The organism is Desulfosporosinus sp. Sb-LF (assembly GCF_004766055.1).
In the GTDB taxonomy this organism is placed as follows: domain Bacteria; phylum Bacillota; class Desulfitobacteriia; order Desulfitobacteriales; family Desulfitobacteriaceae; genus Desulfosporosinus.
In genome coordinates this window covers 34979-54299 of the sequence record NZ_SPQR01000012.1, presented here as the reverse complement: position 1 = coordinate 54299, position 19321 = coordinate 34979, and the positions used below count along the sequence as shown (strand labels likewise).

The following is a 19321-nucleotide window of genomic DNA, read 5'->3' as shown; positions in this document are numbered from 1 at the left end:
TTATTAATAACCACTATGATTGACCCTTTCATCAACAACGTGGATTAGCTTCCATCTCCCATTTTTTAAGACGTTCCTCTAACTTAGCAATATCTTTTGGATATTTCAGTAATACGCTGAGTGTTCCCATTAGTTCCCCATAGTTTAAGTCTGCTTTATGAAGTGCATTTAGGGCGCGGGCAAAATCGATTGATTCAGAGACACTCGGGAGCTTTTGCAAAGGAAGTTTCCTTACCCTAGCAACAAAGCTACAAATATCTTTCGTCAACCGCTCGGAAAGCTCAGGTACTTGGGAGGTAAGAATAGAAATTTCCCGTTCTAATGAAGGATATGTCAAATTTATATGTATGCAACGCCGTCTTAAGGCATCACTGAAGTCTCTAGCACTATTACTGGTTAAAATCACAACAGGCTTTATTTTCGAGGAAATTGTCCCCATTTCAGGAATTGTAACCTGTTGTTCTGCTAGCAATTCTAAAAGAAAACTCTCGAATTCCTCATCCGTTTTATCCAATTCATCGATAAGCAAAAGAACAGGGGTGGGAGAAAGGATGGATTCTAGAAGTGGTCGGGAGAGTAAGAACTCTTCCGAGAACAAATCCACCTTAATCTCATCCCACTTCTCAGTCTTAGCAAGCTGTAAGCGCAAAAGCTGCTTAGCATAATTCCAATCATACAACGCCTTATTAATATCAAGTCCTTCATAACACTGCAACCTGATCAATTTTCGTTTCTCCGCACGCGCAAGTGCTAACGCCAGCTGTGTCTTGCCAACTCCAGCCGGTCCTTCAATAAGACAAGGTTTTTCCAAGGCCAAAGCGAGAAACAACGTCGTGGCAGTCTCTTCATCTATAAGATATCCTTCATCTTCAAGCACCATAGCTAAATCCAAAGGAGATTTCTGCATAACGCCCAATTTCCTCCCACTTCCTTAAAATGAGGTCTGCATTAATTCTTCAAATGTTCTATGTAAACCCCATTTCTTAAATCTTCTAGATTGCTAGATCATATTACGTCAAAGCCTAATGAGAGTAGAAACCCTTTCAGCCTTTTTTCACTCCTGCTTTTTTTCTAGCATCTATTATTTCCCCTTGTAGCATCTCCTTAGGGCTAATCCTAATTTCAAATATATTTTCTAACTTTCTTATATGAGTAACCTCTTTATCATTCACTATAGATATTGCAATTCCACTTTCTCCTGCCCTGCCCGTTCTTCCCACTCGATGTAGATAAAGTTGAGGATCTTCTGGCAAATCAAGATTAAAAATATGCGTAATTCCTTTGATGTCTAGTCCTCTAGCTGCTAAGTCCGAAGCTACAAGTAAGCTTATTTTTCCAGTTTTAAAACCATCCATGGCTTTTCTACGGTTGATCTTGCTAGCGCCCCCGTAAATGCCTTCTGCTTCCAAGCCATGGAATTTAAGTTTTTCCACCATCTTTTCAATTTCTTCACTTTTATTGATGAAGATTAGAGCTCGAGTCGGAATAACCATTCGAACTAGCTTCCTTAGAACTTCAATTTTGTCTCTTTGCTCAGCCAAAAAGAACATATGCGTAACATTGGGAGCGATCATGACTTTGTCCGTAACACGAATAACTTCCGGTTGTTTCAGTAGTTCAGAAGCCCGTTGCAATGTCACCTGAGGTAAAGTGGCCGAAAACATCAATAGCTGCGTTCTGCTTAAAGTTGTTTTAATTACAGCCTTAACAACTTGGGAATTATTTACGTCAAGTAAGCGATCTGCTTCATCTAAAACAATCGTCTTGACTGTTTGTGACGAGATTTTTTTCTTCTGTATTAGTTCAAGAATTCGACCACTCGAACCAACGATTATATGTTGCTTTTCCTTAAGTTTTTCAATCTGGCGAGCGATATTCACGTTCCCTATGATCGCAGTTGATGTGATTGCAAGCCCTGAACCTCTTGCCAAAACCTCCATGACTCTTTGAATTTGGATAGCGAGTTCATGCGTAGGGGTTAAAATAATGGCTTGATTTTCCTTTTTTTGGGTATCTATTTTTTGGAAAATGGGAAGTAGAAAAGCAAGAGTTTTTCCTGTTCCTGTTTCTGATTGACCAACAACATCTCTACCTTCCAAAATAAATGGGAGTGTTTGTTCTTGGATCGCTGTCGATTCAACGATTCCTTCCTGTTCCAGGGCAGCCACCAAAGATTGGTCAAGCCCGAGCTGATTAAAAGATACCATTGATTATCTCCATCCTATCTTGATAAATGATATGAGTTAAGTATTTCTAACATTATATCCTTTTTTTTGATTATCAGAAACTTTAACCTTCTACAACATAATTCGAATGTAAAAAGCACTTTGCTAATCACATTCATGAAACGTTATTTGGGAAACTCAAATTTCAATTTTGCATCTGTTGGATCTTCCCAAATTAAATAAGCGTTAAATGATTTACCCAATTTTGATTTAAACCCTTTAATAAGCGGAGTTTTCCCTTTCTTTAATAGACTTTTGATCTGATTTGGTGTAAGTACTTTCCCATAGATTGGACTCTTCCATACCACGAAGCGGCATCCTTCTCTCCAACTCGCGCACCCAAATCCCTTTTGTCCTTCAATCACATCCCCACCGCACTTTGGACAGATACCCAACACGTCTAATTGAACTTTGCTTGTAACTGTCTTTGTCTTTTCATATTCCATCAAGGCGGTGGCCTGCAGATTATTTCGGGCTACTCTTTCTATTCCGTTCTCTCCTATTACTGTAGGTTTTCCCGTTTCTTCGATCTCCCTGGCAAATTTTGTTGATTTCAGAACCTTACTCGATTTCTTCCGGGCCACTTTTGCCCCTTCCCCTTTTCCTACTCCCGTAGAATGATCTGTTGTAGGTGCAAGGGCTAGAGGAGTTTTTCCGTGTTTATGTTCGAAGGAACGCAATTCCTCAATGATTCGGCCAATGGCTTCCTCTACATCCGCCATATAGCGTTCGATTGTCAATTCTCCTTTTTCTACCTTTGAAAGATTGAACTCCATTTGTCCTGTCATTTCCGCGCTGATCAAGAGCTGGGCTTGAGGGAGCCTTTCCTTTATGAGACGAATGAGTTCGGTCCCTTTTTCTGTAGGTTTCAACGTCTTTTGCTCCTGAAGGATATAGCCCCTGTCTATTAGGTTTTCCATGATAGCTGGTCTAGTAGCCACAGTGCCCAAACCTTTCCCTTTCAATTGCTGACGCAGCACCTCGTCGTCAATCTGCTTACCTGCACCTTCCATTGCTTTAAGAAGGTCACCTTGGGTGAATCGTTTGGGCGGTTTAGTACTCTTCTCTTCACTGAAAACACGTTTTGTTCGCACATCTTCATTCATGCTCAAGGGCGGCAGGGTCGTATTCTCATCATCTGATTGCTCACGGTCATCCTTCTTCTTTTTACGTGTAATTTTTTCCTCTTCTTCATCAGTGCCATAAACTTTCTTCCATCCCGGGCTAAGCAGAACTTTACCTTTTGTACGAAACCGTTCACCCTCTACCTCGGTTATCACATCTGTTTGGTGATATCGGGCAGGGGGAAACCAGACTGCTAGAAAACGTCGAACAATCAAGTCATACAGTTTCTGTTCATCAAAGTTAAGTCTCTCTATAACGACTTTCTCGGTCGTCGGAATGATAGCATGATGCGCGGTGATTGTGTTTATCACGCGTTTACTCCTAGGCACCCCCAAAAGTCTAGCTTCATCCACCAAATTCGTATAAGGCTCTTGTTTTACGGCCTTCAGGTGATCTGGCAACTTCGATACAAGGTCCTCTGAGAGATAAGCACAATCGGTTCGTGGATAGGTAATCGACTTTTTCTCATAAAGTGATTGGGCCAACTGAAGAACCTTTTCCGCACTGAAACCGTATTTTTTGGAAGCTGTGATTGTCAGAGAGGTTAAGTCAAAAAGAAGCGGTGCCGGTTCTTGGACATCTTTCTGCTCCATTTTAGTAATTTTACCAGGTTTCCCCTGAGTTCTAGTCACGATACTCTCGGCGTCTTGGCGATTCGTAATACGTCTGGATTCTTCTTGGGAATCAAACCATTTACCAGTATAGTCTCCCCGTGTTGCCGTGAGCTCAGCCCTAACTTCGAAGTAGGGCTGGGAAACAAAGCGTTCAATCTCCCATTCTCGCTCGACGATCAAAGCTAGTGTTGGTGTCTGCACTCGTCCGATCGAAATAACATTAGGTTTTTTACGCACAGCATCAAAACTGCCAAACAATGAGGTGAACCCCTCCGTTAAATTCATTCCAAAGTCCCAATCAGCATATGCTCTGCCATGCCCTGCAGCTGCCAGCCCGGCCACTGAATCTGCGGGAAGAAGGCGTTCCAAGCCTTCTCTGATTGCTACAGACGTCAATGAAGAAATCCACAGCCTAGATAAGGGTTTGCTACACATAGAAGCATCCCAAACTTCCTGAAAAAGCAACTGTCCTTCTCTATCAGCGTCTGTACCACATATAACATCTTCGACATCTGAAGATTTAAGCCACCGCTGTATTACCTGATACTGTTTGACAGCTCCAGATTTAACCACCCTACGAAACGCGTTCAAGCCGGGCAAGACCGGCAAACGATTCAAACTCCAGCGTTTTCCCACTCGATCAAGATTCATATACGCTTCTGGGCGCTCCAGTTCTAAGAGGTGACCGTAGCACCACGTGATCACGTACTGTTCATTTTCAATATACCCGTCCCCTTTACCCCGAACTCCTAAGGCCGTGGCATATTCACGAGCTTGTGACGGCTTTTCAGCCACAATAAGTGTCTTTCCCATGCATCCAGGCCTCCATTTTCTTAATGTTCACGACCGCTAACAAGCGCATCTAACATGCTTTTCAGTTTGAATACTCATAACGATTAACACCATTATTCAGGAAACATTTATTTACTAAGAGCCTTATCATTTGAAAATCGAAACGCGACCAAAAAACGCTAGAATCATATCACCGATCAGTCCCACTTATAACACCGAACTTACTAGGTTCCCTTCTAAACAAACCTTTAGTGAGAATTGCTTAACACCTAGTTTTCGAAAGTTCACTTCGAGCAAATCTAACCTTACGTCTGCAACTGTAATTCGTCCGATTCCAAACGCTTTGTGTCGTATATTGGCTCCCTTTTCTAGTTTAAACGTTGTTAAGTTGACAGTATCCTTCCCATTTTGAGAACTCCCTGGGCAAAGAATCTCTCGTACTTCTCCTACAAATTGTGATTCAATCACATCTTGATCGTTGAGATTCTCAACTGTTAGAAGTTCTAATTCTTTCTTCGCCCGAGTCATCCCTACATAAAAAAGCCTTCTTTCTTCTTCCAGACTGTCTATTTTTTTCATTTCCGCAGATTTAATACTTTCACGGTTAGGCAGAATCCCATCGACCAAGTCCAACATATAAACGCTTTCAAACTCTAAGCCTTTAGCTGAATGCAATGTAGAAAGCGTGACAGAATTATCATCTTTATTAACGACCGATTCGCGCATTAATTGCTCAAGATGTTTCAGCCGATCCGCAAAGTGCTTGAGCGTCTTCATACCTTGTGCAATACTTTCGAGCGTAGCTAAAATTCCTCGGATTCCTTCGATTGAAAGCCCCAAACGCTCGCTAAACTCTTCTTGTTTTTTCTCATAGTTCAGTTCCTTTCGGATGAAACGGATAGCATCAAGAGGGTTCATTTCATTGAGTTTTTTAAATTGCCGTTTCAATTCTAGGAAGTTTTTCTTACGAAACGCCGGAAGATTAGGAATATCGGCCAAATGATCAAACACAGATATAGTTTGATCTTGATGTTTCAAATACTCAATTTGCTGTTTTGAAATGTAAGAATCGAATTTGGTATGGAGGATTTCAAGAATCCCCACATTTTTATCACTATAGGAAAAGCGCATGAAGTTAATGATATCTTTAATTACCCAGTGATTAAAAAATTTGTTACCGGAATCCCGGACATAAAACGGAAGGTTAGCACTGTCTAGATGGTCAATTAGCTTAATCGCAGAAACGTTATTTCTGTAAAGCAAAGCCGTCTGCCCGATTGCCTTCTTTTTCTTTAACTCCTCAATGACGTAATTCAGCTGTTGATGAGCATATTCGAAGGACTTGATTTGAATTGATTTGTCTGAGGGGTTTTCTGTAAACATAGTCTTTAAGTAACGCTGTTGGTTACCACTAATGAATTCATTAGTCACCTTGACGATTTCTTGGGTAGAACGGTAATTCTGCTCCATCATCAGGATACGAGCACCTGGATGTACCCTCTTGAAATCCAATAAATACTTCGGATTAGCCGATCGAAAACCGAAAATCGACTGGTCATCATCGCCTACAACAAAAAGGTTATTGCTAAGTTTGGCGACCTTCTCAATGATCTTATTCTGAATAAACGAATTGTCCTGACTTTCATCGGTCAAAACAAACGGAAACTGCTTTTGATATCGCGAAAGAATCTCAGGATTTTCTTCAAGTATCCTGTTGGCAAGTGTGAGCATGTCATCAAAATCTATAAGGATGATACCCGGGTGGGCGTTTTTTTTGTAGTTTTCATAAGCCTCATAGATTAGCACAAGATCTTTGATCTTGGTATCTAACATTTCGATATCGCTAACCTTCATCATGCTATTTTTGATGAAGCAGATGGCGTTTGCTAGTTCTTCCAGCTTATCTTCTGTGAGCACCATCTGATTAATGCTTTCATAAAGGCGCTTGAGCACGGAATTTTTGCTATTGACCCCCTGCTCATTCTCAATCAGAGAATAAGCTATGCATTTCTCATAAAAATAAGTCCGAACAATATTATAGCTAAAACTATGTATCGTAGAAAACTGCACCCTTTGCTTAACCAATTGACCGTATACTCGCTGAAAACGGTCACTCATCTCTTTAGCTGCAGCTTTGCTAAATGTCAGAGCGAGAATGTTCTCTGGATTTACACCCAGGCGAATGATCAAATAGAGGATTCGAGCATTTAATACTGTGGTCTTCCCCGCACCAGGAGTTGCCAAGAGCAGCATTGGACCCTTAGGATGGCAAATTGCTTGTTTTTGCATTCCATTTAAGATCACCCCAGTTTCCCTCTCGAGGCATTCAAAAAACCGCTGATCCTCTAACATTTTAACTCCTTTTATACATTTTACTTATAACCATTGTAAACTTGTTACAAACTGTTAAATTGTATTCATTCATTATACTCTAATTTCCCTCAATCATCATCCTACTTGGCATCAGATTAAAGCAACATGATTAATGGGGGCGTAAAAAACCTAGATTTTTCTCAAGGTGGTAGTTCACTGTCTCATAAAAAGAGGATTATACACCTACAAAGTAGTGGATAATCCTTGAACTATATGTACAAATCCCTTCTCTTGTCGCCCATAATCTGTTAGATGATAGTCTGCATTTCCTTCTAGTCCTCTTAGACATGGAACTTTTCAATAGCGTATCGAAGTTCTTCTGCTAAACTAGCTAGACCCCTACTGTTATCTGCAATTTGATCCATCGAAGCCGTTTGCTCTTCAACTGCGGCACTAACATTCATCGTTTGATTAGAGGTTTCCTTACTGACTGTATCAATAGCCAATACGGAAGACACTATATATTGACTGCCACTTGCCATTTGTTGAACAACTGCCGCAATCTGGTTTACTTGTGAAGAAACTTCATCGATCAAACCTGCGATATTAGCAAACGCTTTGCCCGCGGTATTTACTACTTCCACCCCATCGTTGACGCTACTCACCGCACTACTCATAGCAATGCCTGCGTCTTTGATATTTTCTCGGTTTTCCTGAACTTGGGTAATTATGTTAACAGCTGAATCCTGTGATAGCTCAGCAAGTTTTCTTACTTCCTCCGCTACCACTGCAAAACCACGACCATGTTCTCCCGCACGAGCTGCTTCTATGGCTGCATTTAAAGCTAATAAATTTGTTTGGGATGAAATATTTGTAATTATGTTAATAAACTCGGAAATTTTATCAAATCCTACGGCTAATTTGTTTACAGCATTCTGAACAAGTTCAGTTGAATTTCCAACAATGCTCATCTGTTCCACGGCTTTGGTGATCGTTATGTTACCCTCTTTGGCAATCTGCACTGTCTTGCTAGCAGTATTGGCAACGATATTTCCACTTGAAGCCACTTCTTCAATACTAGCTGATAGTTCTTCAATCGTCGCGGATGTTTCAGTTAGCGCTTTGACCTGTTGTTCCGACCCATTCGCCACTTCAGAAATAGACGCACTAATCTGATTTGAAACTAAAGAATTTTGTTCCATAGTTGCTACGATCTCTTCCGAAGACGCTGCGAGTTGATCGGCTGTATTTGATATTTTACTTACCAAACTGTGAAGATTAATAATCATTGCATTAAACGAAGTGGCGAGTAAGCCAACTTCATCTTTAGAGTGTATCGTTAATTTATCAACATTTAGATCTCCGTCAGCTACTTGTTCTACGCTCTTTAAGATCATGTTAAGTGGCCCAATAATCATTCTAGTGATAATGATTCCGATAAGAGCTCCGATTAAAATTGCCATTATTGGTAAAACGACCAAGACCAATTGGACTCTAACAATCATGCTATTGTCCTTATTCACTTGGGCCTTTGCTTCATCAATATTAAAATTTCCGATATCCCGCAAAAGTGATTGAAAATCTTCTTGTTGTGAAAACCCATTCTTATAGTAATAATTCATTGCTTCTGTTTTATTACCAGCCTGCGCAAGGTCCACCGATTTTTGAATAACATCTTTTAAATTTTTAAACAAATCTTTTGCTTTTACTAATCTTTCCCCTTCATAACTTGTTGTGGCTAAGGGTTGGAATCCCGCAATAAACTTATCTATGGAATTCTCACGCACAGTGATCTGATCTAGTTGTTGCTTATTGATCGCATTATCTAAGGTATAAGAGGTAACTGCCAAAACCGCAGATTTAAGGGCATTACTGTCAGACCGTGCTTGATTGATATCACGAATTGGTATCAAATCATTCGTGTATAAATTATTGAGAGAAATACCCGCTTGCTGAAAATAATAATGACCTATAAAGCCCACTCCGCCTAATGTAATAGACATAATACAAATTAAGAGTCCGATTTTAAAAGCCGTATTTTTGTTTTGTAACCAATTCAAACTAACTCCTCCTTTTAAACTAACCACAGTACCCTTAGATAAATTTCGAAAAAAACGAATAATTATAGCGAATTCTTTTGCTGGTAAAACTATTTATCGTCCCCGTCTATTCGCCTATCATCATAGGTAATTACCTCTTATTAACAAGATACATTATATATTTCTGTAACAAAATGTAAAACCCTCTATTGTTTTATCCAACTGTCGATAAAATTTCATATACTATAATTAATTAGTTTCAGTTTTGTTTACCTAGTTTTATGGTCACTAATTCATCTAATTCACTTAAAAGACGAGAAAATTCATACAGTGGAAGATAAAATTTTAATTTATATTATTGATTAAGGAACTTAATTATCACACAAAAGAAAGAGTAATTATCGGCATATATACCAATAATTACTCTTTCCCCAAAAAGCGAACTCTAAATGAAGAAATTCTAAATTAGCTTTCCTCAGAACTCCAAGATGCCAGATACTCAACTTGTTCGTTGGTTAATTTATCAATGGATAACCCAAGTGACTTAAGCCTTAACAAGGCTACCTTTTCATCAATCTCCCTATTGACTTGGTAAACTCCAGGAGACAGTTTATCATAATTCAAGGCGACATATTCTAGAGACAGTGCCTGTAATGCAAACGTCATATCCATCACTTCTGCAGGGTGCCCATCGCCGGCGGCCAGATTGACTAAACGTCCCTCAGCTAAAAGGTACAAATGTTGACCTCCTGGAAGTGTGTATTCTGTTATATTCGCTCTTGCCACTCTTTCAGAAATTGCTATTTCTTTCAATTGCGCTACATTGACTTCGACGTCGAAGTGTCCAGCATTACACATGATTGCACCGGATTTCATCAAGACAAAGTGCTCTTTATTGACAATATCTCTATTGCCCGTAACCGTTATGAAGAAATCTCCGTACAAAGCCGCTTCAATCATGGGCATAACTTCAAATCCATCCATCAATGCCTCATTTGCTTTGATGGGATCAACCTCACAAATGATAACACGCGCTCCTAATCCCTTGGCACGTAGAGCAACCCCTTTTCCGCACCAGCCATACCCAGCGACAACGGCTGTTTTACCAGCCACTACCAAGTTGGTCGTTCTCATAATTCCGTCCCAGACGGATTGCCCTGTACCATACCTGTTATCAAACAAGTACTTGCATTGTGCGTCATTCACGGCAACCATAGGAAACTTCAATGCTCCATCACGCGCCATAGAATGCAATCGAAGAACACCAGTCGTCGTCTCTTCCGCTCCCCCCTTAACTTTCTGCAGAAGTTCAGGCCGGGTGGTATGTAATGTAGAAACAAGATCTCCCCCATCATCAATGATAAAGTCCGGCTCTGTATCAAGTGCCAATTGCAGATGATGATTAAATTCTTCTTCTGTGGCATTGTACCAAGCATGTGCCCCGATTCCGTCTTGAACAAGAGCTGCTACAATATCATCTTGAGTGGAAAGCGGGTTACTAGCAACCACGGTTACCTCTGCTCCTCCTGCTCTGATCACGTGGGCTAGGTAAGCAGTTTTAGCTTCTAAATGTAGACAAATCACAATTTTTTTGCCAGCAAAGGGTTGATTCTTTTCAAATTCCTTGCGTACCATGTTGAGCACTTGCATGCGGGGAACTACCCAATCAATCTTACGCTGTCCTTCTGGAGCTAATGTTAAATCTCGAATAGTGTATTTCATTCTTTGTACCCACTTTCTGTTTTTTGAGTTTAAAATTTTCGATCAGTCACGTATTCTTCAGAATCAAAGAACCTTCATCATCACAAATGTTAAAATGTTATTATTAATCAAATATGTACTTAGAATCTCCGCTAGACTCACCTTGTTGGTGGGAGATCACCTAATTATACTCTAAAAATCTTATTTGTTCCAAAAATCCAAAACCCCTATTAAATTTAATTAAAACAGGTTCCTTTCTTTACACTAGATAATGGTTGAATCCGAGTTATTAGGTATCGAGTTTTCATCTGCTCGATACACTTTCAAATCTTACTCATTTTCTCTGGCCATACCCGCCAAGATAGAAATTTCGCATTCCATCAATATCATTTTGAGATAATTCCACAACTCCACCCATGAGCTGTGCAAAAAGCGTGATTTGTGCCGATTTTTCGACTATCAAGCAAACTCTAAGGGCTTCTTCCAAATCCCGACCCACTCCAAGCATTCCGTGGTTCGCAAGCAAAACAGCATTACGCCCCTGCAATGCTTTGACTGTATTGATGCCAAGTTGTTCTGTACCAGGAAGTGCGTATTCGTTAACTCTCACGTTCCCGCCCACAATCTGTACTAAATCCTCAACCGCTCCTGGGATATCCTTTCTAGATACCGCCATCGCTGTCGCATAAGCACTGTGAGTATGTACTATAGCATGCACATCCTCACGAGCAATATAGATCGCTAAATGCAGAGGGACTTCAATAGAGGGTTTACGTGTTCCATTGACGATGTTCCCCCTCAAATCTAAAACCACAATATCGTCTGGCACCAAAGTATCGTAGCTCATACCGGACGGAGTAATGGCAACATAGTCTTGATCCGGGACTCGACAACTGATATTCCCCCAGGTTCCTACCGTGAGGTTTGTTGCGAGCATTTCGATCCCCTTCTCAACTACTTTTTTGCGTATTTCCAGTAATTGATTCATTTTGGTAAGTCTCCTCTTCATATCTCATTGGAAACAATTCCCTCAGATACTTAAATAAGCTTTCACTTAGCTAAGCTAAGCTAAGCTAACGATTCTACTGCTAATTTAACAACTTCCTAAAGATTATGCAAGGGTTCTTTAATTGCCATTGACCACACAGTCACATTATTTATACCCTAAACCGATAGCCTGCACCCCAAATGCATTGCTGTTTTCTTTTTCACTTTCATCAATACAACTCCTTTATCCGTTTTCAGGAAGCTTCCTAAGCTATAGTTTACCCTAGGGGTCTTGAGTTTCCATAAACAGACTATAAACAAAGTATAAACAGTTCTTATCTCTTAGAACTACATCATCTCTCGAGGTAACCCCTCTGAATAGAGTCTTCAATAATTTCTTGAACATAATCCCAAAGTTGGGGAACAGGCTTCTCTAATACAGCATTTCTTTTAAGCACCTTTTCACTTGAGATACCAGGCTTTTTCCACGTATGGCCGTCCGTATTGTAATTTAGTAGTAAAGGTTGTAATCGATCAAGACTCGCAGCAAAACGCGCTTCGTGAGTCTCCATTGCTTCAAATTCATGCCACAGATCCATGATTTCCTGAGCTTGGTCTGATGGAAGGATATTAAAGAGCTTATCGGCAGAGCTTTGTTCGCGGTCTAGCTTATCGAGGTTGCCCTTTTCGTCATAACAAAAGGTGTCCCCCGCGTGAATTTCTACAAGATCGTGGATAAGCAGCATTTTCAAAACCCTTAACACGTTTAAGTCCGTGGTCGATGAGTATTCGGACAGTAAAATCGCCATAACAGCCATATGCCATGAATGTTCTGCATCATTTTCCTGTTCTAAAGTCTCAATGACTACGTTTTGTCTAAAAATCCGCTTTAACTTATCGATCTCCACAATAAATTCGATTTGCTTTTTTAATCGTTCCTTCGCCAATCCTAGCAGCTCCTTTTCTATCGAAAGTTCAAATGATATAACTTATATGCTAACACTTAAGTTATTTGCACCCGAAATCCGTGAATGATCATACTACAAAGAGGCTAGCCCAAATTAACGGGCTGGCCCCTTGCTCAATTTTAAGAATCCTATCCTTTTTTAAAGGATGAGTCTGAACATTACCAACAATTATGATGGACCCTCGTTTCGTCGTAACGTACTATTGGGGCTTTTATTTCTGCAGGATGTCCCAATGCAATCACACAAAACGGAAACACATGCGCAGGCAGGGCAAAGATATTACGTATACCCTCGACCCGCTCTGGTTTTGGATACACTCCTAACCAGCACGTCCCCAAGTCCTTTTCCTTTGCTGCAATCAAGATATTCTCTGTTGCAGCCGCGCAGTCTTGTATCCAATAGTTCGTCCCCGGATACTTGTCACAGGTTACATCCGCACAGACCAATATTGCCAAGGGCGCTTCGTTCAGCATCTTGGAAAATTGGTGAACTTTCATAATCTCTTCTAGGAGAGGACGTTCTTCTATCACAATAAAGTGCCAAGGTCGTTCATTTCCTGCCGAAGGGGCACACATACCAGCCTCAAGAAGCTCATGAACTATTTCCTTAGACACTGTTTGATTTGTGTATTTTCGAATACTACGCCGACTTAAAATTGCTTCCACTAAATAACACACCTTTAATTTCAAAATCTAACTGCATTTGCCTGTTAAATGTCGCCTGCCTTGCTTAGTAACCAAGCTGCTAAGTCATTGATTATTACCTTATCATCAAAAGAACACTCAACCTTGCTTATCGTACTGACCATTTGTTCAATATCAAAGGGCAGATCACAAACTACAAAGGTTATCTGATCAATAAGATGACTATTCATTGCGTCAGAGTAAACCTTTGCTTCCTTTATGAATCCATTCTTAAGGCTTAGCCCTAGTTCTATACCTCCCCAAGGAAAACGTTTCTCCATGACTATATCAAAACTCGGAGTTTTGCCATAAAGCCATTCCCAGGAAGAGTATTTTTGGTAAAGTTCTTCTAAATCGTAGGATGCTTCACCTACAGAGACTGGATCACTCGAATTGGTTCCATATAATTCCTCAAAACTCTGAATTAGGGCTACTTTCATCGATTCGATAGAGATGTCTGGTAAAAACGCACTAAGATTCCCGACCCTAGCTTGGACAGAATCCACGCCTTTCGAGGCAATCTTCTCTTTGGAAACTTGGAGATATGCTGATAGTTTTTGAATATCGACATTAATCAAAATGGTTCCGTGATGGTAGGCTTTGTCATGCTCAAAATAGAACGCGTTTCCCGAAAATTTACGCCCTTCAACCGTTATATCATTACGGCCCGAAAACTCAGCCTTAATATTGAGTTTTTTTAAAGCTTCTAATATTACTTTTAGCTGCTTTTGCAAATCATACTGTGCACGGTCCATAATGAACGTAAAGTTGAGATTACCTAAGTCGTGAAAAACAGCACCACCTCCTGATAATCGGCGAGCCAATTTCCCCCCATCCTGCTCTAGCTGATTACACCGACATTCTTTCCATGCGTTTTGATGTCTTCCAATTACAACTGTATTTTGGTTTTGCCATAAATAAAGAATGACTTGATTTTTTTCGACTTGTCTAAAGAGGTGCTCCTCAAGGGCTAAATTATGCCAAGGGTTAAAGGATGTAGAAAGGACTATCTTCGTTTTAATGCCATCATGAGTCAAATTCGACCACTCCTATTATTAGAACTACAGTACATGCTGTTGAGACTCAAGACATTGTCTTAACTCCTTTTATCACCAGAATTATTATACTCCCAAAAAAAGTTTATAGTCTTAGAACTACTTTTCTTATTCTGCCTGGGAGTCCGTGGGAATTCTTGACACACAGTGGCACCAACTTTGAATTAAGTATTGTTATTCCTTAGGATCCCCAGGTTGCGGCAAACCTATTGCAGGTAGCCTACAACTAGAATAACATAAGTTAGCTAAATCGATAGAGAGCCGACCACAAACGTGTTCGGCTCTCTATCTGTCTATTCATAAAAAATATTATTGTTATGTGAGATCTGTTACCAATATCTAGCGATTACACGCAACCAGTTGGTTTCGGGAGACCTGCAATTTTACAAGCGCCTTTCCCTGGGCCAGCTGGAAATAACTCGTAAATTTTCTTTTGGTCAAAACCAGAGTCTTTAACCATTTTACGAACCATCGGTGCAACACCAAACTGATCATAGTACTCTCTGAGATAGTTAATTAACTTCCAGTGTTCTTCGGTAAGTTCTTCTACTTCCTCAGTGTTAGCAAGAGCTCTTGCTACATCTTCAGTCCATACTGAATGGTCCTCTAGAAATCCATCTTCATCCAATTCTACAACTAAGCTACCTACAACAAGTTGAGACATTTTAATTTTCCTCCTTTAATTGTGTTTATTAAAATTGATACTTGTCTAGGTAAATTGTTAATCTTATCTTCCCAAACAAGTATCAACAAAACCACCGATAATTACAAATTCTGCTCTCTAACTGAAATAGCAACCTTATAGAAAATAGTGAGAACTAACATACCAATGGCGTAGACACCTAGCACAATAGCGATCTCATTACCTGACGGGAAATATTCCGTAACTCGACCAAAGGAATTTGGAACAAATCCAGCAAGAATGAGGACAATACCTTTGTCAATCCAATTTGCAAGGAAGACGGATATGAGAGCTATTGGCAAGAGTACACTATTCTTACGAGTCGGGAATATTAACAAAGCAATCCCAAGAAACGCTAGAACTGTGGCAGTCCACATAAAGGGTACAAGGCTTGCATGTCCGTCAAGTCCGACGAACGCATACTTAAAGGGTGCCATTTCTTCCGGTAAACCGCTATAAAAGGCTGTGAACACCTCACAAATATAGAAGAAAACATTCGCAATCATGGCATACCTAATAATTTTTACAAGCGATTGGATCGCTCCAACACCCGGAGGATCAGGATCGAATTTACTTACCTTACGTACAATTAAGCACAATAGAATAAGAAGTGAAGGTCCAGCTGCAAACGCAGATGCTAGAAAACGTGCTGCCATTATAGCCGTTAACCAGAAATGTCTACCTGGAAGACCAGCATATAAGAATGCAGTCACGGTGTGAATACTAAACGCCCAAGGAATAGAAAGGTAAATGATAGGTTTAACCCATTTTGGTGAAGGAGTTCCTTTTCTTTCAGCACCAATGGTAGTCCAACCAACAATAAAGTTGATGGCCAAATAACCGCATAGTACACACATGTCATAAAACATGACAGAATGTAACTGGGGATACAAGAGGACATTTAGAATCCGCATTGGTTGACCGACGTCAACAAAAATAAACAGGATACACATGATAATTGCGGCAATCGCTAAGAATTCACCAAGGATTACCATTTTACCAAACTTCTTAAAATCGTGAAGGTAATAGGGAGTGACAAGCATAACAGCCGATGCGGCAATACCCACTAGAAAGGTAAACTGGGCAATGTACAAGCCCCAAGTAACATCTCTGCTCATACCCGTTAATCCTAAACCATAACTATACTGTCTGAGATAAGCCAGGACGCCGACTGCGATGACAGCTAGTAAACAGAAAACCCATGCCCAATACTTTTTACTACCGGTTAGAGCTTTTTCAAGCATGCTCTCCACCTCCAACTAGGTAGTAAACACTCGGTTGAGTCCCTAATTCTGCTTTGCGTCGAATCGTAAATTTAGAACTAATAATCTTTCGAACCTCGGAGTTAGGATCATCCAAATCGCCAAATATTAGCCCACCTTTTGAGACCTCCACGCAGGCTGGCTTTTGACCTTTAGCCAATCGTTCCACACAGAAAATGCACTTTTCGACAACTCCCTGTGTTCTCGTTGGATAATCCGGATTATTCTCCTTAATAAAAGGCCTAGGATTTCTAAAATTAAAGCTTCTTGCGCTAAAGGGACAAGCCCCCATGCAGAATCTGCAACCGATACAACGATGGTAATCCATATCAACAATTCCATCTGGTCTTTTGAAAGTTGCCCCAGTGGGACAGGCCTTGACACAGGGAGGATTCTCGCAGTGATTACACATGACTACAAATGGTAGCTCTTTAAAACTTTCAGTTAAATATTCATTTTCTCCGCCAGAAAATGTATGCTCGTAATCGTCTTCCCATATCCACTTTATTTCGTCCTTTGTATTACCAATGTCAGGAACATTGTGGATAAGATCGCATGCCTGGGAAACCCGCTTAAAGTCATCTTTTGACTTAAACTTACTCATATCCACTACCATAGCCCAGTGTTTTGCAGCCAAACCTTGCGTAGATGTCCCATACGTAGATTCAGCCGCTGCCTCTGCCAATTTGCTGCCAGCAGCATTGATCACAAAGGAACCACCAAGTCCTAAAGCAGTAACAATACCAGCTCTTCTCAGAAATTGTCTTCTATTGATGCTCATTTTGTTGCCCCCCCTGGTTCAGAATGGCAACTCCAGCAGGTCAGCTCCACTGATGCATAGTTATGGCATGAAACACAGAATTGATCAGAATTTGATGCCAACGTTTTACTCGATCCTGTTGTGTTTAATGCCGGATTACTAACACCTGCTGTGTTCGATGCCGCTCCAGTTGAATGACATTTTATGCATGTATCAAGATTGATTTCAAATTTCTTTCCTTGACTATTTGTATAGACGGTCTTGCCATCACGAACGTAAGCCTGTCTCCAGTCATTTAGTAGTTGCATATGATTGGCTCGCATAAAGGATGCTGGTTCAACACACTGGGTATTCGCTGTTAGCTTAATATTCGAATCAAGATTTTCTGGTCCAGCGTTAACTTTCCCCATATTATAGAAGAACGGGAAGGTAAGGAAAGCAACGAAGATGATAAGCGACGCGATTATTTTTCCGCCTTTATACATTACTCATTACCCTCCTTCCCCGGTAGATCATCACCACGTAAGTCGGTTGTTCTTTCTTTCTCACCTGTCATCACCAAGGCATTTGCTAGCAATTCATGGGTACCGTACACATCGACTCCCCCTACCCAATAATCCATAAGTGCTGGAAGAGCGGCTCTGTCGACTGCGCATATATTTGCAAGTACGTTTACCCCATGTTTTTCTTTAACATATTTAACCGCGTTTGCTCGAGCAAAACCGCCCCTCATACGCTGTTCCATGTTTTCCGAGGCGTTTAACCCTGAACCACTACCACAGCAGAACGTCTTCTCTCTAATAGTGTTTTCAGGCATCTCGTAGAAATTATTACAAGCAGCCTTAATAATATACCGTGGTTCCTCAAGAAGTCCCATACCTCTAGATGTGTTACAGGAGTCATGATAGGTTACCTTTAAGTGGTTATTCCGAGATGGATCTAATTTTAGTTTATTGTGCTTAATTAGATCAGCCGTAAATTCGGTAATATGAACCATTTTAGTCGATCTTGCATTTTCAAATACAGTACCGGTAATCGGCGATCTTGGCACTTCAAGGAAGTCCGCTGGCCCGTTCCAAGTATCCATATATTGATTCAAGACACGCCACATGTGTCCACATTCCCCACCTATAATCCACTTAACCCCTAGCCGTTTCGCCTCAGCATAAATCTTATAGTTAAGTCTCTTGGCCATATCATTTGAGGTGAAAAATCCAAAGTTACCACCCTCTGATGCATAGGTGCTCCATGTGTAATTAAGGCCAAGTTCATGGAAAAGCATGAGATAGCCCATGTTCGTGAAAATACCTGGATCCCCTAAAAGGTCTCCTGATGGTGTGATAAAGAGAATATCAGCACCTTTTCTGTTGAACGATGGCTCTATTCTAATACCCGTTAAATCCTCGATATCATCGCACATCGTTTCAATGTTACCAGTAATAGCATGGGGTTCAAGTCCCAAGTGATTCCCCTTCATATAACAGGCCGCAGCAGGTCCTGCGATCCAGTCAATGTTCAAGCCCACTAAGTTAAGAAGTTCTCTACCGATAATCGTTACCTCTGCTTGGTCGATTCCATAAGGACAGAAAACGGAACAGCGACGGCACTCAGTACATTGGAAGAAGTAATACCACCATTCCTTTAAGACGTCTTCAGTGAGTTCCCGACCACCGGCTAAGCGTCCTAGGAATTTACCAGACTTTGTGAAATACTTTTTGTAGACTGATCTCAATAGTTCGGCCCTTAAAACTGGCATGTTTTTAGGATCCCCTGAGCCAATATAAAAGTGGCATTTATCAGCACAGGCACCGCATCGAACACAGATATCCATAAATATCTTGAAGGAGCGATATTTACTCAGTCTTTCAGCTATTCCGTCCAAGATTGTTGTCTTCCAGCCCTCTGGTAATTTCCAGTCTTCATCGGCTGGTGACCACTGCCTTGGATTTGGTAAACCAAGGGTTAGAAGATCTTTTTCTTTAGCGCCCCAGGCATAGGTACCCGGTTTGAAATTAACGGGTGTGTCCATCCAATCCGTTGCAGGAGTTTTAAAGTCAATGTTCGATAATTCTCCCGGCTTAGGAAGTTTTACTTTTTCTGGTTTTGCCATCTACG

The 19321-nt window shown here is 40.7% G+C and carries 15 protein-coding genes; all 15 read right to left on the bottom strand.

What is annotated here, in order from left to right; genetic code table 11:
* Positions 1–31 precede the first annotated feature (31 nt).
* The 15 genes from E4K68_RS16340 to dsrK all read right to left on the bottom strand — a co-directional run bounded on the left by E4K68_RS16340 (position 32) and on the right by dsrK (position 19316).
* Positions 32–907, bottom strand: a complete 876-nt coding sequence (locus tag E4K68_RS16340; RefSeq protein ID WP_135379993.1) for a MoxR family ATPase — start codon at positions 905–907, stop codon at positions 32–34.
* Between the two features lie 136 nt (positions 908–1043).
* The gene (locus E4K68_RS16335) at positions 1044–2207 is read right to left on the bottom strand and encodes a DEAD/DEAH box helicase (RefSeq protein ID WP_135379992.1); all 1164 of its coding nucleotides are present in this window, start codon (positions 2205–2207) and stop codon (positions 1044–1046) included.
* A 143-nt stretch (positions 2208–2350) separates the two neighbouring features.
* Entirely contained in the window at positions 2351–4777 is a 2427-nt protein-coding gene (locus tag E4K68_RS16330; RefSeq protein WP_135379991.1) for a type IA DNA topoisomerase, read from the bottom strand.
* 186 nt (positions 4778–4963) lie between these two features.
* Positions 4964–7108, bottom strand: coding sequence for an ATP-dependent helicase (locus E4K68_RS16325; RefSeq protein ID WP_135379990.1), 2145 nt, complete (start codon positions 7106–7108; stop codon positions 4964–4966).
* 302 nt (positions 7109–7410) lie between these two features.
* Positions 7411–9129, bottom strand: coding sequence for a methyl-accepting chemotaxis protein (locus E4K68_RS16320; RefSeq protein WP_135379989.1), 1719 nt, complete (start codon positions 9127–9129; stop codon positions 7411–7413).
* A 444-nt stretch (positions 9130–9573) separates the two neighbouring features.
* Positions 9574–10830 carry an adenosylhomocysteinase gene (locus E4K68_RS16315; RefSeq protein WP_135379988.1) on the bottom strand — a complete coding sequence of 419 codons (1257 nt, stop codon included), beginning with the start codon at positions 10828–10830 and terminating at the stop codon, positions 9574–9576.
* Positions 10831–11143: 313 nt separating this feature from the next.
* The gene (locus tag E4K68_RS16310) at positions 11144–11797 is read right to left on the bottom strand and encodes a class II aldolase/adducin family protein (protein WP_135379987.1); all 654 of its coding nucleotides are present in this window, start codon (positions 11795–11797) and stop codon (positions 11144–11146) included.
* Positions 11798–12149: 352 nt separating this feature from the next.
* Positions 12150–12743 (bottom strand): HD domain-containing protein, encoded by a 594-nt coding sequence (locus tag E4K68_RS16305; protein WP_135379986.1) that lies wholly within the window; start codon positions 12741–12743, stop codon positions 12150–12152.
* 179 nt (positions 12744–12922) lie between these two features.
* Positions 12923–13429 carry a nitroreductase family protein gene (locus E4K68_RS16300; protein ID WP_135379985.1) on the bottom strand — a complete coding sequence of 169 codons (507 nt, stop codon included), beginning with the start codon at positions 13427–13429 and terminating at the stop codon, positions 12923–12925.
* Positions 13430–13473: 44 nt separating this feature from the next.
* Positions 13474–14484: a lipoate--protein ligase gene (locus tag E4K68_RS16295; protein ID WP_135379984.1), complete on the bottom strand. Its 1011-nt coding sequence runs from the start codon at positions 14482–14484 to the stop codon at positions 13474–13476.
* A 364-nt stretch (positions 14485–14848) separates the two neighbouring features.
* On the bottom strand, positions 14849–15166 hold the full coding sequence (locus E4K68_RS16290) for a TusE/DsrC/DsvC family sulfur relay protein (protein ID WP_135379983.1): 318 nt from the start codon (positions 15164–15166) through the stop codon (positions 14849–14851).
* A 101-nt stretch (positions 15167–15267) separates the two neighbouring features.
* Positions 15268–16428, bottom strand: a complete 1161-nt coding sequence (gene dsrP / locus E4K68_RS16285; protein WP_135379982.1) for a sulfate reduction electron transfer complex DsrMKJOP subunit DsrP — start codon at positions 16426–16428, stop codon at positions 15268–15270.
* A complete protein-coding gene (gene dsrO / locus E4K68_RS16280) occupies positions 16421–17227 on the bottom strand; it encodes a sulfate reduction electron transfer complex DsrMKJOP subunit DsrO (protein WP_135379981.1) in 807 nt (268 codons plus the stop codon). The genes dsrP and dsrO overlap by 8 nt, the downstream gene beginning before the upstream one ends.
* Positions 17224–17691, bottom strand: coding sequence for a sulfate reduction electron transfer complex DsrMKJOP subunit DsrJ (gene dsrJ, locus E4K68_RS16275; protein ID WP_135379980.1), 468 nt, complete (start codon positions 17689–17691; stop codon positions 17224–17226). Before dsrJ ends, dsrO begins: the two co-directional genes overlap by 4 nt.
* Entirely contained in the window at positions 17691–19316 is a 1626-nt protein-coding gene (gene dsrK, locus E4K68_RS16270) for a sulfate reduction electron transfer complex DsrMKJOP subunit DsrK (protein ID WP_135379979.1), read from the bottom strand. The genes dsrJ and dsrK overlap by 1 nt, the downstream gene beginning before the upstream one ends.
* Between the last annotated feature and the right edge of the window lie 5 nt (positions 19317–19321).

What these genes read in the sequence shown, in the direction of transcription:
- E4K68_RS16340 (WP_135379993.1), bottom strand. Translation starts at nt 907, where the DNA reads ATGCAGAAATCTCCTTTGGATTTAGCTATGGTGCTTGAAGATGAAGGA.
- E4K68_RS16335 (WP_135379992.1), bottom strand. Translation starts at nt 2,207, where the DNA reads ATGGTATCTTTTAATCAGCTCGGGCTTGACCAATCTTTGGTGGCTGCC.
- E4K68_RS16330 (WP_135379991.1), bottom strand. Translation starts at nt 4,777, where the DNA reads ATGGGAAAGACACTTATTGTGGCTGAAAAGCCGTCACAAGCTCGTGAA.
- E4K68_RS16325 (WP_135379990.1), bottom strand. Translation starts at nt 7,108, where the DNA reads ATGTTAGAGGATCAGCGGTTTTTTGAATGCCTCGAGAGGGAAACTGGG.
- E4K68_RS16315 (WP_135379988.1), bottom strand. Translation starts at nt 10,830, where the DNA reads ATGAAATACACTATTCGAGATTTAACATTAGCTCCAGAAGGACAGCGT.
- E4K68_RS16310 (WP_135379987.1), bottom strand. Translation starts at nt 11,797, where the DNA reads ATGAATCAATTACTGGAAATACGCAAAAAAGTAGTTGAGAAGGGGATC.
- E4K68_RS16290 (WP_135379983.1), bottom strand. Translation starts at nt 15,166, where the DNA reads ATGTCTCAACTTGTTGTAGGTAGCTTAGTTGTAGAATTGGATGAAGAT.
- dsrP (WP_135379982.1), bottom strand. Translation starts at nt 16,428, where the DNA reads ATGCTTGAAAAAGCTCTAACCGGTAGTAAAAAGTATTGGGCATGGGTT.
- dsrO (WP_135379981.1), bottom strand. Translation starts at nt 17,227, where the DNA reads ATGAGCATCAATAGAAGACAATTTCTGAGAAGAGCTGGTATTGTTACT.
- dsrJ (WP_135379980.1), bottom strand. Translation starts at nt 17,691, where the DNA reads ATGTATAAAGGCGGAAAAATAATCGCGTCGCTTATCATCTTCGTTGCT.
- dsrK (WP_135379979.1), bottom strand. Translation starts at nt 19,316, where the DNA reads ATGGCAAAACCAGAAAAAGTAAAACTTCCTAAGCCGGGAGAATTATCG.